The organism is Burkholderia sp. S171, assembly GCF_009766085.1.
GTDB lineage: Bacteria > Pseudomonadota > Gammaproteobacteria > Burkholderiales > Burkholderiaceae > Caballeronia.
Genome location: NZ_LMUF01000044.1, coordinates 1 through 15,983, shown reverse-complemented (window position 1 = coordinate 15,983; position 15,983 = coordinate 1). Strand labels below are relative to the sequence as shown.

Annotated in this window: 13 protein-coding genes; 7 read left to right on the top strand and 6 right to left on the bottom strand. The window is 59.1% G+C overall.

The window, feature by feature from the left end:
• Positions 1-50: 50 nt before the first annotated feature.
• The 5 genes from GSQ93_RS24820 to GSQ93_RS24800 form a co-directional block, all read right to left on the bottom strand.
• Positions 51-1,535: a gamma-glutamyl-gamma-aminobutyrate hydrolase family protein gene (locus GSQ93_RS24820; protein ID WP_158938299.1), complete on the bottom strand. Its 1,485-nt coding sequence runs from the start codon at positions 1,533-1,535 to the stop codon at positions 51-53.
• 119 nt (positions 1,536-1,654) lie between these two features.
• Positions 1,655-3,415 carry a cation:proton antiporter gene (locus GSQ93_RS24815; RefSeq protein ID WP_158938298.1) on the bottom strand — a complete coding sequence of 587 codons (1,761 nt, stop codon included), beginning with the start codon at positions 3,413-3,415 and terminating at the stop codon, positions 1,655-1,657.
• A 209-nt stretch (positions 3,416-3,624) separates the two neighbouring features.
• The gene (locus GSQ93_RS24810) at positions 3,625-3,963 is read right to left on the bottom strand and encodes a P-II family nitrogen regulator (RefSeq protein WP_031361078.1); all 339 of its coding nucleotides are present in this window, start codon (positions 3,961-3,963) and stop codon (positions 3,625-3,627) included.
• Positions 3,964-4,127: 164 nt separating this feature from the next.
• Entirely contained in the window at positions 4,128-6,179 is a 2,052-nt protein-coding gene (locus GSQ93_RS24805) for an NAD(+) synthase (protein ID WP_158938297.1), read from the bottom strand.
• 196 nt (positions 6,180-6,375) lie between these two features.
• On the bottom strand, positions 6,376-7,524 hold the full coding sequence (locus tag GSQ93_RS24800) for a GNAT family N-acetyltransferase (RefSeq protein WP_158938296.1): 1,149 nt from the start codon (positions 7,522-7,524) through the stop codon (positions 6,376-6,378).
• A gap of 176 nt (positions 7,525-7,700) precedes the next feature.
• On the opposite strand from GSQ93_RS24800, the gene GSQ93_RS24795 reads away from it, so the two are divergent.
• Entirely contained in the window at positions 7,701-8,060 is a 360-nt protein-coding gene (locus tag GSQ93_RS24795; RefSeq protein ID WP_158938352.1) for a GIY-YIG nuclease family protein, read from the top strand.
• A gap of 159 nt (positions 8,061-8,219) precedes the next feature.
• Here GSQ93_RS24795 and ppa read toward each other — a convergent pair whose 3' ends face one another.
• The gene (ppa, locus tag GSQ93_RS24790) at positions 8,220-8,747 is read right to left on the bottom strand and encodes an inorganic diphosphatase (RefSeq protein WP_047844889.1); all 528 of its coding nucleotides are present in this window, start codon (positions 8,745-8,747) and stop codon (positions 8,220-8,222) included.
• Positions 8,748-9,098: 351 nt separating this feature from the next.
• Here ppa and GSQ93_RS24785 point away from each other — a divergent pair, with 351 nt between their 5' ends.
• From GSQ93_RS24785 to GSQ93_RS24760, 6 genes are all read left to right on the top strand, one after another.
• Positions 9,099-10,538, top strand: coding sequence for an aldehyde dehydrogenase family protein (locus GSQ93_RS24785; protein ID WP_158938295.1), 1,440 nt, complete (start codon positions 9,099-9,101; stop codon positions 10,536-10,538).
• Between the two features lie 21 nt (positions 10,539-10,559).
• Entirely contained in the window at positions 10,560-11,318 is a 759-nt protein-coding gene (locus GSQ93_RS24780; RefSeq protein ID WP_158938294.1) for an SDR family oxidoreductase, read from the top strand.
• 192 nt (positions 11,319-11,510) lie between these two features.
• Positions 11,511-12,830, top strand: a complete 1,320-nt coding sequence (locus tag GSQ93_RS24775; RefSeq protein ID WP_158938293.1) for an MFS transporter — start codon at positions 11,511-11,513, stop codon at positions 12,828-12,830.
• Positions 12,831-13,047: 217 nt separating this feature from the next.
• A complete protein-coding gene (locus GSQ93_RS24770; protein WP_158938292.1) occupies positions 13,048-14,562 on the top strand; it encodes an Ig-like domain-containing protein in 1,515 nt (504 codons plus the stop codon).
• Entirely contained in the window at positions 14,563-14,913 is a 351-nt protein-coding gene (locus tag GSQ93_RS24765) for a hypothetical protein (protein ID WP_158938291.1), read from the top strand.
• Positions 14,914-15,381: 468 nt separating this feature from the next.
• A partial coding sequence (locus GSQ93_RS24760) for a transporter substrate-binding protein (protein WP_158938290.1) occupies positions 15,382-15,983 on the top strand: 602 nt, incomplete at its 3' end.

Below are 15,983 nucleotides of genomic sequence, written 5' to 3'. Positions count from 1 at the left end.
TACTATACGTACGCTCACTTCCCGCGGTTCGCGAATCAACCCACGTACATCTAGAAACGTGTTTCGCGTGCCACGCGCAGGAAGGTATCGAGTAAAGGTGTGCAATCGAGCAACTCGTCGCCGCCCGCGCGATGGAACTCCGGATGCCATTGCACGCCCATCACGAACGGTGCACGCCGATAACGCACCGCTTCAATAATGCCGTCGTGCGCCGACACAGCCTCGATGTTCAGGTCACGGCCGATCGTCTTCACCGCCTGATGATGGATCGAGTTGACGAGCGCTTCGCGGTGGCCCGGAAACATGTTGACGAGCGTTGAGCCATCGGGGAAACGAATCGGGTGGCGATGCTGATCGTATTGCTCGTTCACATGCACGCCGGCCGTGGGGACATCGGTCGCAATGTCCTGGTACAGCGTCCCGCCGAACGCGACGTTGATCAGCTGGCATCCGCGGCACACACCAAGTACAGGCTTGCCCGCCTCGATGAATTCATGCAACAGTTCCAGTTCGTACATGTCCCGCACGCGGTCGCCGGGCCATTCGTGACGCGTGGCCGCTTCCGTATAGGATTGCGGCGATACGTCAGCGCCACCTTGCAGCAGCAGGCCGTCCAGCTGTTTCGCGTAGTCGCGCAAGCGGATGTTGCTCGGATGCAGCATGCCCTGATGGCCGACCGTTGGAATCATGAAGACGAGCACGTCGCGCGACATCACCCAATGCGCAATCGATTCCTCCAGATACTGCAACGTCTTGCCGCGCAGTCCTTTAGCGCCCGGTTCAGGATGAAAAATCCGCGCCGACACGCCAATTCTCAATGTCCTCTGCGTGATCCGCTGACCGGCACGATCGAAGATCTGACGCGCACGCGCCTTGATCACGCGGCCGAACACCGACCACGCGGAATCGCTGTTACGCAGATAAGCAGGCGGCGACTTCGCATCGGCTGAGTCGGGCTGCATGGGTGGCGGACGGAATGTGCCGAAATCCGGTGCGGTCGAAAATCCCGGCGGCAGACTGGAAGGTGGCTTCGACGTGACGCTTTCTGTTGCGCTGTCTGTTGCGTTAACGCCTTCGGCCTCCGCGGCTTGCGCCTCGGTGGCGTTTTCAAGCTCCGCTGCGAGACTCGCCTCCGCTTGCGTCGCGGTCTCGACCTGCGCTGCAAGACTAGCCTTGGCATCGAGCGTTTTGTTCGCAGCAGACGTGGCCGTTGCCTGCGTCGATGTCAACTTCGCCTTCGCAGCCGATGCGCGGGCCTCGGCTGCATCGTCACGTTGCGCTTTGGCGGTATCGATAGGTTCTACCGTCGACGCGCTGTCGGGCGCATCCGTCGACGCCCGTTCAGCCGCCGTCTCTTTCGGACCAGGCTGCGCGGCGGCAGGAGGAATATCAGCGCTCTTTGAGGATGAGGTGGGAGGGACCGCAGGCGTATGGCTTCCCGGGACGGAACCCGAAGAATCGGCTCCCGGAGAACCCGTGCCGGGCGTGCCCGGCGCTATCGACTCATTTGATTCGTTTGACTTGTTTTCGCTCATTCCAATATAGGCGCGAGGCGCTGTGAGAATGGTCAGAGTTTAATTATCCGCCTCTGGTCCGGGGGCGGCAAACCATCAAACAATTGCTCACATTATCGGGGAAAACAAAGGTTTCATGCTCAAGGATGATCTCTTGGCTCTTCGAATGTTTCTCGCAGCGCAATCTGCATGGTCGCGTGGATTTTGACGCACCAACGCCACAATACCGTGAGCAATAACGCCGCGCAGACGAGCACCGCGATCATCAAGCCGAACCGCGGCAGGATACCGCCCGAGAGCACTGTCACCAGCAGGAAAACACCGAACATCGCGAGAATGGGGATCAGGCCGGAAATGGCCGATCGCAATGCCCGCGTGAAACGTCCGGCCTTCGCGGGCTGCACGCTCACTTCGGCGAGCATCAATGCGAGCGACCCCAGTTTGCGATACACCGCCACCAGGAACGGCATGGACACCAGCAAGGCCACGCTCCAGAGCGCGACACGCTGGGCATCGTTGGTGGGCAACCAGCGCGACAAATATTCAATGGCAAACGGCGCTGCGTAAGACGCAGTGAGGAAGATGGCGGCCACCAGCGCAAGATTCACCGCGATCTGAACCACGATCCGGCGCGTCATGCTGAACAACGTCGGGCCGCCGGTGTCGGGCGAAAGGCTCGCGAGCCATTGCGAATACAGGCCGAAGGTGTTCGCAACGGGAACAGGCATGGAGCGGGCAATGCGGCGCGTGATCGGATCCGCGGCCTTGATCAGATACGGCGTGAACAGCGTGGTCAACGCGGAAACCGCGACAGCGATCGGATACAAGAAGCTGCTGGTCACTTTCAGCGACAGCCCCAGCGACGCGATGATGAACGAGAACTCGCCGATCTGCGCGACGCTCATGCCTACACGCATCGACGTGCGCCCGTCCCTGCCCGCGAGGAAAGTGCCAAGCCCACACGACACGATCTTGCCGAATACGACCGCGATCGTGATGACCGCGATCGGCCACCAGTAGTCCACGAGCACCGCGGGGTTCAGCATCAGGCCGATGGTCACAAAGAAGATGGCAGAGAACATGTCTCGAACCGGTGCAATCAGATGTTCGATGCGTTGCAGGTTGCGCGATTCGGCCATGATCGCGCCGATCAGGAACGCGCCGAGCGCGATGCTGTAGTCGAGCTTCACGACCAGCAGGCAGAAGCCGAAACAAAATCCGAGCACAGTGACGAGCAGCATTTCGTCGCTCTTGGCCTTCGCCACATAGTCGAGCGCGCGCGGCACGATCAGGATGCCGACGACCATGGAGACCGTCATGAACAAAAGCAGCTTGCCCAGCGTGACGAACGCCACGCCCGCCGAGACAGAACCCGTCTGCGCAATACCCGAAAGCAGCACAAGCATGGCTATGGCCAGAATGTCCTCGACGATCAAGATGCCGAAGATCAGCTGCGCGAACGGCTCGCCCTTCATGCCGAGTTCGGAGAGCGCCTTGACGATGATCGTTGTGGACGAGATGGCGAGCATGGCGCCGAGGAACAGCGAATCCATTGCGTTCCAGCCGAACCACTGGCCGATCTCGTAGCCAATCCAGATCATCAGCACGATCTCAGACGCCGCTGCCACGAACGCCGTCGCGCCGACCTTGAACAGCTTCTTCAGGCTGAATTCGAGCCCGAGCGAAAACATCAGGAATACCACGCCGAGTTCGCCGAGCGTCTGGATGGTGGCTTCGTCGTGGATAAGCTGAAACGGCGGCGTGTACGGCCCGATAATCACGCCCGCCACGATGTACCCCAACACGACCGGCTGCTTCAGACGGTGAAATAAAACCGTGACGACGCCCGCAATCGCCATGATTACCGCTAAATCTTGAATGAAGCCAATCGCGTGATGCATCCACAAATCCTTACAAATAGCACACAGGGATGCTGATAGTACCGCAATGGTTTTTTACATTGATGACGAAAATGGTCTGACGAGGGGCAAAGCGGGAGACGCCACCAGGCAGGGCCGATGGCGGTATGACACGCGGTCTTTAGGTATCCGCGACCAGAGACACTATCCGGCCTGATACGGGATCAGGCCGGTTTCGGACGAACGCAGCCTTAGACAGCCGCTTCGTCCTCTTCGCCCGTGCGGATGCGGATGACGCGTTCGACGTCGGTCACGAAAATCTTGCCGTCGCCGATCTTGCCGGTTCGGGCCGCACCGATGATTGCGTCGATGACCTGATCCGTCTGTGAGTCGGCCACGACCACTTCGATCTTCACCTTCGGCAGGAAGTCCACCACGTATTCCGCCCCGCGATACAGTTCCGTGTGGCCCTTCTGCCGCCCGAAGCCCTTGACCTCGGTCACTGTCAGACCGGTGAGCCCGGCGCCGGCGAGTGCTTCACGGACTTCGTCAAGCTTGAACGGTTTGATGACTGCGGTGATGCGTTTCATGGCGCGCCTCTTGGAAAATTGTACGAATAAGCGAGAAAAACGGAGTTGGGAATCGATGTATTGATTCTAGCTGCGTTTTCATAGTTAATCGCAGAGATCTCGCGCCATAGCACCGGGATCACGGTGTTATCGGCGCATTTACGCGCAGATATGGTGCAAACGCCTCAATCCACCGGAATATTCTTCAAATCGTTCACCCAGACGACCGATTCCGAATCGCTCGGCGCACGCCAGTCGCCCCGGGGCGACAACGAACCGCCGGTCCCTACTTTCGGCGCATTCGGCACGCAAGACCGTTTGAACTGGCTCGTCCGGAAAAACCGGTCGAGGAAGATACCCAGGTTGTGCTTGATGGCCGGCAACGCGTATTCGTTGCGCGCGACATGCGCGCCTTCGGGCCAGTCGCCCGCGTCACGATCCTTCCACGCTGTGTATGCAAGAAACGCTACTTTTGTTGGCGCAAAACCAAAGCGCAAAGTGTAATACAAGTTGAAATCCTGCAACTCGTACGGTCCGATGACGCTCTCCGTTTTTTGTTCCGGATTGCCGTTTGATTTACCCGGAACAAGTTCCGGGCTGATATCGGTATTCAGGATATTGATCAGGACGTCAGAACCCGAGTTGCCGATTTGCCCCGTTTCCGCGACCCACCGGACCAGATGCGTGATCAGCGTTTTCGGGACGCTGGCGTTGACGTTGTAGTGCGACATGTGATCGCCCACGCCATACGTGCACCAGCCAAGCGCGAGTTCGCTCAGGTCACCTGTGCCGACGACGATTCCACCCTTGAAATTCGCGAGCCGGAACAGATGATTCGTGCGCTCGCCTGCCTGCACATTCTCGAATGTGATGTCGTATTCCTCTTTGCCCGACGCATACGGGTGGCCGAGATCCTTCAGCATCTGCTCGCAACTTGGCCGGATGTCGATCTCGCTCGCCGAACAACCCACGATCTCCATTAGTTGACGCGCCTGCAGGAGCGTCCGGTCGCTCGTGGCGAATCCGGGCATGGTCACGCCGAGAATATTCGTGCGCGGCAGCTTCAGCCGGTCCATGGCCTTCGCGCAGACAAGCAGCGCGTGAGTTGAATCCAGGCCGCCCGAAATGCCGATCACGACCTTCGATATGCCGCTGGCCGAGAGCCGTTGCACCAGTGCCTGCACCTGGATGTTGTAGACCTCGTTGCAGCGTTCGTCGCGGCGCTTAGGGTCGGACGGAACGTAGGGGAACCGTTCCACGACCCGGTCCAACGGCAATGCACGGCTGATCGGCAGATCAAGATTGAAGCACACCGTTTCGAATTTCGATACTTCGTCGGCATGTCGGCGCACCGACTGGCCGAACGTGGTCTGGCGCATGCGTTCACGCGAGAGGCGCTCGAGGTCGACATCGGCGAAAACAAGATGGGAGGTGTCCAGGAAGCGCTCGGACTCGGCGAGCAGTTCGCCGTTTTCGTAGATCACCGCCTGCCCGTCCCAGGCGAGATCCGTGGTGGACTCTCCCCTTCCCGCCGATGTGTACAAATACGCCGAAAGGCACCGGGCGGATTGCTGGCCGACCAGTTGATGCCGGTAACTCGCCTTGCCGACCACCACGTTCGATGCCGACAGGTTCACCAGCACCGTCGCGCCCGCGAGCGCTGCGAACGACGACGGGGGCACCGGCACCCAGACGTCCTCGCAGATTTCCACGTGGAAGCGGAACAGCGGCATGTTGGCGATTTCAAACAGCAGCGCCGATCCGAACGGTACGTCGGTACCCAGCAGCGTGACCCGATCCGTTGACGCATTCTCAGCCGCGCTGAACTGGCGCGCTTCGTAGAACTCGCCGTAGTTCGGCAGATAACTCTTCGGCACGACGCCCTGAATCTGTCCGCCCGCGACCACCACGGCACAGTTGAAGAGCGTATGGTCGACGCGCAGCGGCATGCCCACGATCATCGTGATGGCAAGGTTCTTCGATGCCGCCACGACCGACGCGAGCGCCTCTTCGCAGGCATCGAGCAAGGCCCGCTGGTGGAACAGGTCGTCGCAGGTGTAAGCCGGAAGCCCGAGCTCCGGGAACGCGACCAGCACCGCACCGTTCGCCGCCGCCTGCTTCGCCAGGTCGATGGTTTCGGCCGCGTTGAACGCTGGATCGGCAACACGGCAACGGGGCACGCCTACCGCCACGCGAGCGAAATCATGGCTGTAGAGATTGAAGAATCGGTTTTTCATCTTGAGCTTGTCCATACGATGCCCCGCATTCGGGGATCCTGTTCCGGCGCATAACGAGTTAAGGGCGGGTTACGAGTTACCGCTGTGAAAGCGAAAGCATTTCGACATGATGATAAGTCGAGTTGCAGTTTCCGGGCATCTATTGGATCAAGCGTTAGCCATTCGGTCAGGTTTCGAGCCCGTTGGACACCCTGCCCTATGCCTTTTTCCTGAAGGGCGTATGCGCTTCCAGCTCCTGGATATGCTGGTCCATCGCCGCCGTTTCTTCATCGAGGAATTCACTGATCGCGTGTGCGAACCGCGGGTCCGCGACCCAATGCGCCGACCACGTAGGAGTGGGCTGCATGCCGCGCGACATCTTGTGCACGCCCTGCGCACCGCCCTCGAAACGGGCAAGCCGGTTCTCGATGCAATACTGGATTCCCTGCATGTAGCAGGTTTCAAAGTGCAGTCCCGAGATGAATTCTTTCGTGCCCCAGTAGCGGCCGAACATCACGTCGCCGCCGATCATGTTCAGCGCGCACGCGAGCCGCTGGCCGTCCGCTTCGGCGATCACGAGCAAGATGCTGTCGGGCGCGGCCCTGTGGATCTGGTCGAAGAATTCGCGCGACAAATACGGCGGATTCCAATGCTCGCGGTAGGTATTTTCATAACAGGCGTAGAAAAAATCGAGCGCTGCCTCGTCTATCTGCGCGCCGCGCAGCCACGTGTAGGTGACGCCGGCATCGGCCACGCGCCGACGATCCTGCTTCACCTTCTTGCGCTTGTCGTGGCTCATGGTCGCGAGGAATGCGTCGAAGGTCTCGTAGCCGCCGGGTGCGCCGGGTGCATTCTCCCAGTGAAACTGCACGCCTTCGCGCAGCATGTAGCCAGCTTCGGTCAGCGCTTCGAGATCCTGCTCTTGTGGAAACAGTACGTGCAGGGAAGACAGTTCCAGCTGCTTCGTCAACTCGATCGCACCGCGTGCGAGCATCACGCGCTCCTCGTGCGTGGCGGCGATCAGGCGCGGCCCGGTCACCGGCGAAAACGGCACCGCCGATAGCCCCTTCGGATAGTACTTAAGGCCGTTCCGCTCGAAGGCGTCGGCCCAAGCGTGGTCGAAGACGTACTCGCCACGAGAATGTTTCTTGAGATAGAGCGGCATGGCGCCGGTTAACTTGCCGTCACGCTTGAGCAGCAGGAAATGCGGCCGCCAGCCGGTGCGGGCGACCGCGCAGCCTGTGTCCTGCAATGCCGACAGGAATTCGTGCCGGACGAAGGGGTTATCGCCGGCGAGACGGTTCCATTCGTCCGGGGTCACGGAATCGAGCGAATCGACCACATGTATTTCGACCTTGCGGTTCAACAGGCTTACCTCGCTTCGGGCTTGTTCGGGCTAACGGCAGAGCGCTTGGTGCAGCGCGGAACAGTTATTCTCGCCGAAGTCGCAGGATTTTGTTCGAAAGGGGTTTGTGGCCGGGGCTTGAGGGATAATGCGCGGCATTGCGGCTGTCACCTTTCTCGCCTTTTTCACTCTTCCCCATGCCCTGGTTCCTGTATCTCATCGAATGCGCCGACGGAAGTCTCTATACGGGGATTGCGACCGATGTCGAGGCGCGGTTTGCCAAGCATGTCAGCGGCGATGGCGCGAGATATACCCGTTCGCGCAAGCCGGTGGCCGTGCGGGCTTCGTTTGAGCTGAGCGGACGCGCTGAGGCGTCGCGTGCCGAGTATTGGGTGAAGCGGCTGAAAGTGACGCGGAAATGGCAGTTGGTACGGGGAGATCTGGCATTGGCGGCCGTTATGCCGCCGGTGGAAGCAGAAGCCGACTCCAGCACGATTGCAGAGCCGGATGAAGCCGGCGAACAGACTGACGTTGACGCTGGAATTGACGCTCGATGAACGACGAGGTTCGCGCGGCACCCTTAGCTGCGTTAAAACAGGGCGGCGTTTAAGATTGCTGACTCACGAACGGTACTCATAACAAACAAAAAAGGCCGCCCGGCCTCGCCTTTCAGGCAAGACCGGGCGGCCTTTTTGAAAATCTGCGCTTTTGCCAGCTTACTTCTTGAAGTTAGCCACGCCTTCCGTGATTTCCTTGTGTGCGGCTTCCACGCCCTGCCAGCCTTCGACCTTCACCCATTTGCCCTTCTCCAGCGCCTTGTAGTGCTCGAAGAAATGCTTGATCTGGTCTTTCAGGTATTCAGGCACGTCATCAACCGTCTTCATGTGCGCCGTCATCGGACAGATTTTGTCGTGAGCGACCGCGACCAGCTTCGCATCGACACCCGATTCATCCGTCATCTGCAGCATCCCCAATGCGCGTGCCCGAACCACCGAGCCGGCCAGCAGCGGGAACGGTGTGATCACCAGGACATCGACCGGATCGCCGTCGCCGGAAAGCGTCTGCGGAATGAAACCGTAGTTCGCCGGGTAACGCATGCCCGTTCCAATGAAACGGTCGACCACGAGCAGGCCCATGTCCTTGTCCGCTTCGTACTTCACCGGATCGCTTTGCGCCGGGATCTCGATGATCACATTGAAATCCTGCGGAAGATCCTTGCCTGCGGGTACGTTGTTAAAGCTCATGTGCACTCTCTTCAAAGTGAAAATTCGGTGTCGGAGATAAACGCATTCGGTGCGCGCTGACGTCACGTTTTGCTGCATTGCGACAATACATGCGAAAGCGCGAAGGTCCTGGCTGCGACGCTGCGCCAAGGCGTTACGTTCGCCCATGAAACCGCGCAATTACGTCATTATAGCCAATCGAGATGCACGTCCCGGAGTCAGCGGTCAGCCAGGAAATCGGCGCAAAATAGGCTGTCAGCAATGTGATCGGTAACGTAAATGACCGCAAACGAAGGCAAATGAAGCACCGCGCAATCGGATGAAGCGATAGTACGGCACCCCCGAAAACAGCCACGGAGACAGGAGTCAGGCATGGAAGAGGCAAAGCATTTCATCGGCAACCAGTGGATAACGACGGCAAGCCACGAGACCATTCCCGTCATCGATCCGTCCGACGGCCAGGTCTTCGCGCAACTCGCGCGCGGCAACGCAGCCGATATCGACCGTGCCGTTCATGCAGCGCGCCAGGCTTACGAGGGCCCGTGGGGCCACGCAAGCGCCGCCGATCGAGGACGCGTGCTTTACAGGCTTTCGATGATCATCGCCACCCATCAAGACGAACTGGCGCATCTCGAAGCACGCGACACCGGCAAACCCCTGAAACAAGCCCACGCGGACGCGGCCGGTATCGCGCGGTATTTCGAGTTCTACGCAGGCGCCGCCGACAAGCTCCATGGCGAAACACTGCCCTATCAAACCGGCTACACCGTCCTCACGATCCGCGAACCGCACGGCGTGACCGGGCATATCGTGCCCTGGAACTATCCGCTGCAGATTTTCGGTCGCAGCGTCGGCGCGGCCCTCGCGGCCGGCAACGCGTGCGTGGTCAAGCCGGCGGAAGACGCGTGTTTATCGATACTGCGCATAGCCGAACTCGCCGCCGAAGCGGGTTTGCCGGAAGGCGCGCTGAACATCGTCACCGGTTATGGATACGAAGCGGGCGCGGCGTTAGCAAGACATCCGGGCATCGATCACATCTCGTTCACGGGATCGCCGGCGACGGGCGCGGCGGTGGTCAAAATGGCCGCCGATAACCACGTTCCCGTCACGCTCGAACTGGGCGGCAAGTCGCCGCAGATCGTTTTCGCCGATGCCGACTTCGACGCCGCCCTGCCCGTGCTCGTTTCGGCGATCGTGCAGAACGCGGGGCAGACGTGCTCGGCGGGCAGCCGCGTATTGATCGAGCGATCGGCGTACGAGCCGTTGCTCGAGCGGTTATCGGAGGCGTTCAGCGCGTTGAAGGTTGGGCCGAGCAAACTCGATCTCGATTGCGGTCCGCTGATCAGCGCGAAGCAGCAGCAACGCGTGTGGGATTTTCTCTCCGATGCCCAACACGACGGCATCGCCATGGCCGCCCACGGTGAGGTGATTGCGGAAGCGCCGGAATCAGGCTTTTACCAGGCGCCGACGCTCTTGCGCGACGTCCCGCCGGCGCATCGTCTGGCGCGCGAAGAAGTGTTCGGTCCGGTGCTCTGCGCGATGCCCTTCGATGACGAAGCCGACGCGCTGAAGCTTGCGAATGGCACGGACTTCGGGCTGGTCGCGGGCATCTGGACACGCGATGGCGGCCGCCAGATGCGCATTGCCCGCAAGGTGCGCTCGGGGCAAGTATTTATCAATAACTATGGTGCGGGCGGCGGCGTGGAGTTGCCGTTTGGTGGCGTCAAACATTCGGGCCACGGCCGCGAAAAAGGCTTCGAAGCGCTGTATGGATTCACGGTGCTCAAAACCATCGCCATCAAACATGGCTAAGCAGCAAACAAAGGAGACGACATGAGACTGCAAGGAAAGACCGCGATTGTGACCGGCGGCGGATCGGGATTCGGCGAAGGAATCGCGAAGACATTTGCGCGCGAAGGCGCGAACGTTGTGGTGAACGACCTCAACGGTGCGGCGGCGGAGCGCGTGGCGAGTGAGATTGCGGTGAGCGGTGGCAAGGCGATCGCGGTCCCCGGCGACGTGACGAAACAAGCCGACTGGCAAACGCTCTTCGATGCCGCCATCGAAGACTTCGGCAGCGTGCAGGTCGTGGTGAATAACGCGGGCACGACGCACCGGAACAAGCCGGTGATGGAAATTACCGAAGCCGAATTCGATCGGGTTTATGCGGTGAACGTGAAGAGCATCTACTTCAGCGTCGCGCAATTCGTGCCCTACTTTCGCAAGGTTGGCGGCGGTGTGTTCATCAACATTGCATCGACAGCAGGCGTGAGGCCGCGACCCGGTCTGATCTGGTACAACGGCAGCAAGGCGGCGGTGATTATCGCGAGCAAGGCGTTGGCGGTTGAGCTTGGGCCGGACCGGATTCGCGTCAACTGCATTAACCCCGTGATGGGCGAAACGGGTTTGCTGTCCGAGTTCATGGGCATGGAAGACACGCCGGCGAACCGTCAGAAGTTCCTCGCAACCATTCCGCTAGGACGGCTTTCGACGCCGCAGGACATCGCGAATGCAGCTTTGTACCTTGCCTCCGATGACGCCGAATTCATCACCGGTGTGGCGCTGGAAGTGGATGGCGGACGGTGCGTTTGACGGCTTGATTTCTCGCTGACAGCCCCTGCGTTTCAAAGGGCGGGTCAAGAAGCATCCAGTAGCGGTATCCGATCGCTTCCGGATACGTTTGATCGGTGTTTTCCCCATAGAAAACAGGCGGTTGCGGCTTGGAGCAAGCGGCTAGAATCGGACAGCACGTTTTCCCATCGATAAAAATAGTCAGGAGACAACATGGCCAGTACTGCGGGTGATTTGCATCGACCGGGCGCGGGCGCACCGCCGTCGGCGTTCGAGGCGGCTACGTATAAGAAGGTCGCGTGGCGGCTCTCGCCGTTGCTGTTGCTTTGTTATGTGGTGGCGTATCTGGATCGTGTGAATGTGGGCTTTGCCAAGCTTCAGATGACCACGGATCTGGGCCTGAGCGATGCCGTCTATGGCTTCGGCGCGGGCATCTTTTTCTTCGGTTATTTCATCTTCGAAATACCGAGCAATGTCATCCTGCATAAGGTCGGCGCGCGCGTGTGGATCGCGCGAATCATGATCACGTGGGGCATCATTTCCGCCCTCACGATGTTCATCACCACGCCTACCATGTTCTATGTCATGCGGTTCATGCTCGGAGTGGCCGAAGCGGGATTTTTCCCCGGCATCATCTTGTATCTCACGTACTGGTTTCCGGCTGAACGACGCGGACGGATGACAACATTGTTCATGACGGCGATTGCGTTATCAGGCTTGATCGGCGGTCCGGTATCGGGCTGGATCATGAAGAACTTCGATGGCGTCAACGGCTGGCATTCGTGGCAATGGCTGTTCTTGCTCGAAGGCATTCCGTCGATCGTCGTCGGTATTGTCGTGTTCATCTTCATGGACGACCGGATTGCGAAAGCGAAGTGGCTTACCGCTGAAGAGCGCGAACTGCTGGAGCGGAATATCGCAAAGGACAATGTCGAGAAGGTGGATATGCCCGTGCGTGAAGTGCTCAAAAGCGGTCGGGTTTGGTTGATGAGCCTGACGTACTTCTCGTTCGTGATGGGACTGTATGGCGTGAGCTTCTGGCTGCCGACGATTATCAAGGCGACCGGGGTAAAGGATGCGCTAGACATCGGATTGTTGTCCGCGATTCCGTTTGGCGCAGCGGTGATTGCGATGTTGCTCGTTGCACGTAGTGCCGATAAAAGAGGCGAGCGGCGGTGGCATATCGCCCTTCCTGCGGCTGTGGGCGCGCTGGGTCTGGTGTTGTCGGTGGTGTGGTCGACGAACACGCCAATGGCGATGCTCGGGCTGACGTTGGCGACGATGGGCATTCTCACTACATTGCCGTTGTTCTGGAGTTTGCCGACAGCGTTTTTGGCCGGGACGGGTGCTGCTGCCGGGATCGCGATGATTAACTCGCTCGGGAATCTCGCGGGGTTTTTGAGTCCTTATCTGGTGGGATGGTTGAAGCAAGTGACGGCATCCAATGCTAGCGGGATGTATATGCTCGCCGCGTTTATGGTGTTGGGTGGCTTGCTCGCGTTGAGCGTGCCGAAGCGGATGGTGAATCGGTAGATTTCGCTGATTTATCAAGATAGGCATCCGCATCAACTACACGGAAAACTCCTCCGATAAATAGGAGTTTTCTTGTATCGCCTTTCAATCACATTATTCAGAATCGTCCGTTGGATCGTTTGCGGTTTTTTAACTATCGCAGGGGATTTCCATCGGGCGGGAGTTTTGCGCACACGCGTCTGCACCGCCCATAAACAACAATTAAAACGGGGCAAACATGTCAGAAGCACGATCGTTGGACGTGGGGTATTCGTCGGTTGCGATAGGTTCTGGGAGCGCCGGCTTTCCCAGTGAAGCGGGTTCGATCGGGATTAATGGACCAAGCTCAATCGATCATGGCCAAACAGATTTGACGCGCAACGTTATCGACACGCTCAGCTTGGCTGCAGATCACGGGCCTTCGTTATCGGCACTGGATCCGTTGGCATACAGTGACGTTGCCGCATTTGTAGCCTACGACGCGAGCGCTGGAATTCAGCCCATCCGTTTGAACGGCAACGACGCAATTGGCATCGACCAAACGGGTTTGCCGCTTGGCAAAGCACCCGCTTTCTCGCTGCTTCCGGTGACGGAATTGCCGGCAATCGATCCGCGCATATCGCTTGGTTGGAACGACGGTTTAAGCCAACTCATGCCACTGGCGTCGGACGGCCGTATTTCGGCTGAGGGTGCGTCATCTTCCTTCGTTGCGAGTGAGGGGGCGTCAATTTCCCGCGGTGACCTTGGCGGGCGCGATACAAGGTCAGTGGACACGGGAAATGCATCGATCTCGAACGGCTCGAATTCCGGTTTCAATGGATTGGGTGGCGACTTACCCATCACGATTGGCAAAGGCCAAGCGGATTTGCCGTCTAGCGGCATCGTCGTTCCGTCGCTGCTGCCCTCGTGGGAAATTCCGGGATCCGATCCAAGCATCAGCCTTGGATCGAACGGCGCATTGCACCGTTATCCTTACCACCCATCGTTTCTTTTCGGCGGTGCGCCACTGATCACCGCCATCGGCAACGTGGCCGAAACGGGAGACTATCGGTCTGCAAATACCATCGACATCAACACGTCCGTGCCATCAATGACCGGATCGGGTCAGGCCGGCACTGTGCTCTCGGTCTTCCACAATGCGACGCTGATCGGCTCGACAACGGTGCAGTCGGGCGGAACGTGGAGCTTCAGCACACCTGCGCTCGCCGCTGGACGGCACGACTTTTCCGTCAGCACGGTTAGCCCGGAAAGCGGCACCCTGCTCGAGTCGAATCATCTTGATGTACGGGTCGTAAGCGCTCATGTTGAGCCGCTGCTGGACATATCGTCCACGCGCCTCATGTTGAGCGATGGCGCGTTGATGCTCGACGTGCAGGCGCTGACGCCTTCGAAATCCGGCAGCAGCGCGGCCGCTTTGGATCTGTCGGCGGAATTGATCGTCGCTGGCAAGACAGTCGCGGTGCTCGCGGTCACGGGCGACGAAAATGGCATCGTGTCATTTGCTGCGGATTGGAAAACCGTGGCCGCAGCGCATCCGGAAGCGACGTTGAAAGTCTCTGCGCACACTGGCACGGACGACGCCATCCAGATCTTGGACAAGCACACGCTCAGTGCGCTGCTTGGGCAGACGGATCGCTGGGTATCGATGACGTCGTCGGGAGAAAGCGCCGCGTTTTTCGATGCAGCGGATCGAGGTGCGCATATCCACGGCGGCGCTGGCCTCAACACCGTTTCGATCGCGAACGATCATTAGTTGATTGACTTGACTTCGCTGACGGGTAAAACGATTGGCTCGACCATCATGGGCATCGACACAATTGATCTGGGCGGACAGCACAACACGTTGAAGATCGCGATGATCGATGTGCTGAATCTCGGAGAGACGGATCTGTTCCGTATCGATGGGAAACAGCAGTTAATGGTGAATGGCAAGGCGGGGGATTCGGTGAAGTTGTCGAATACGCGTGTTGCGGGGATTGCCGATGGCGAATGGGAACAACAAGCGGAAACGAAGGTTGGAGGAGTTACGTACGACGTCTATGAACATTCGACGGCGCATGTAGAGCTGATGGTTCAACAAGGCGTGCAGTTGACTATACACTGATCCAGATAGATCGAACATCAAGGCGCGCAGGCCCGTAAAGCCTGCGCCTAAGGATTGCGTTGAGTTGGATTCAATCCCTTGTAGCGCCTCTAACCCCGCCGCAGCTTATTAGTCCGAGTGGCGATTATCTGAGCGCCCGGCCCTCACGGACGTTGACGCGCACGCAATACCCTTTCAGCAAGAACGTGACCGCGCCCAAGCTACGGCCAGATGCGGAAGTCCGCGCTAAAACTGTCGTCTCGCGCACCGCGACAAAGCGCCGCTATCGTCATTGCACCAAACTCGTGCTCAAAGCAGCGAGGACGCCGGCCCACAAAGCCTCTTGTCGTCTATAAACCGCAGCGCACCAGCATCTATTACTCATTGGCATACCCCTTGCAGTGTCCAAACGACTGACTCTCCGTCAGCGATATAAAAAAGCCCACAAGACACTCGCCTCCAACAAACATATCGGCAAGGGGAAAGACAATGAAACGACGCAGTCTTCTGAAGTTCGGCTCTATGTCGGGCGCGCTCGCGATTGCGGGACAACTGCCCATTTCAAAAGCACATGCCGCCGATACCGGCCCCATCAAAGTGGGTGTACTGCATTCCCTGTCCGGCACGATGGCGATCTCGGAAACGTCGCTTAAAGACACGGCGCTGATGACCATTGCGCAGATCAATGCAAGCGGCGGCGTGCTTGGCCGCCAACTGGAACCGGTCGTGGTCGACCCCGCTTCGAACTGGCCGCTGTTCGCCGAGAAAGCGCGTCAACTGATCTCGCAAGACAAGGTCGCGGTGACCTTCGGCTGCTGGACGTCTGTCTCGCGTAAATCGGTGCTGCCGGTGTTCGAGGAACTCAACGGCTTGCTCTTCTACCCGGTGCAGTACGAGGGTGAAGAGATGTCGAGGAACGTGTTCTACACGGGCGCTGCGCCGAATCAACAAGCCATTCCCGCGACCGAATACCTGATGAGCAAGGAAGGCGGGGCCGCCAAGCGCTTCTTCCTGCTGGGCACCGACTACGTCTATCCGCGCACGACCAACAAGATCCTGCGCTCGTTCCTGCACTCGAAGGGCGTGAAGGA

Excerpts from the sequence above, each read along its gene's own strand:
- GSQ93_RS24815 (WP_158938298.1), bottom strand. The coding sequence starts at position 3,415 with ATGCATCACGCGATTGGCTTCATTCAAGATTTAGCGGTAATCATGGCG.
- GSQ93_RS24775 (WP_158938293.1), top strand. The coding sequence starts at position 11,511 with ATGGCCAGTACTGCGGGTGATTTGCATCGACCGGGCGCGGGCGCACCG.
- ppa (WP_047844889.1), bottom strand. The coding sequence starts at position 8,747 with ATGAGCTTTAACAACGTACCCGCAGGCAAGGATCTTCCGCAGGATTTC.
- GSQ93_RS24805 (WP_158938297.1), bottom strand. The coding sequence starts at position 6,179 with ATGAAAAACCGATTCTTCAATCTCTACAGCCATGATTTCGCTCGCGTG.
- GSQ93_RS24810 (WP_031361078.1), bottom strand. The coding sequence starts at position 3,963 with ATGAAACGCATCACCGCAGTCATCAAACCGTTCAAGCTTGACGAAGTC.
- GSQ93_RS24770 (WP_158938292.1), top strand. The coding sequence starts at position 13,048 with ATGTCAGAAGCACGATCGTTGGACGTGGGGTATTCGTCGGTTGCGATA.
- GSQ93_RS24795 (WP_158938352.1), top strand. The coding sequence starts at position 7,701 with ATGCCCTGGTTCCTGTATCTCATCGAATGCGCCGACGGAAGTCTCTAT.
- GSQ93_RS24780 (WP_158938294.1), top strand. The coding sequence starts at position 10,560 with ATGAGACTGCAAGGAAAGACCGCGATTGTGACCGGCGGCGGATCGGGA.
- GSQ93_RS24820 (WP_158938299.1), bottom strand. The coding sequence starts at position 1,535 with ATGAGCGAAAACAAGTCAAACGAATCAAATGAGTCGATAGCGCCGGGC.
- GSQ93_RS24785 (WP_158938295.1), top strand. The coding sequence starts at position 9,099 with ATGGAAGAGGCAAAGCATTTCATCGGCAACCAGTGGATAACGACGGCA.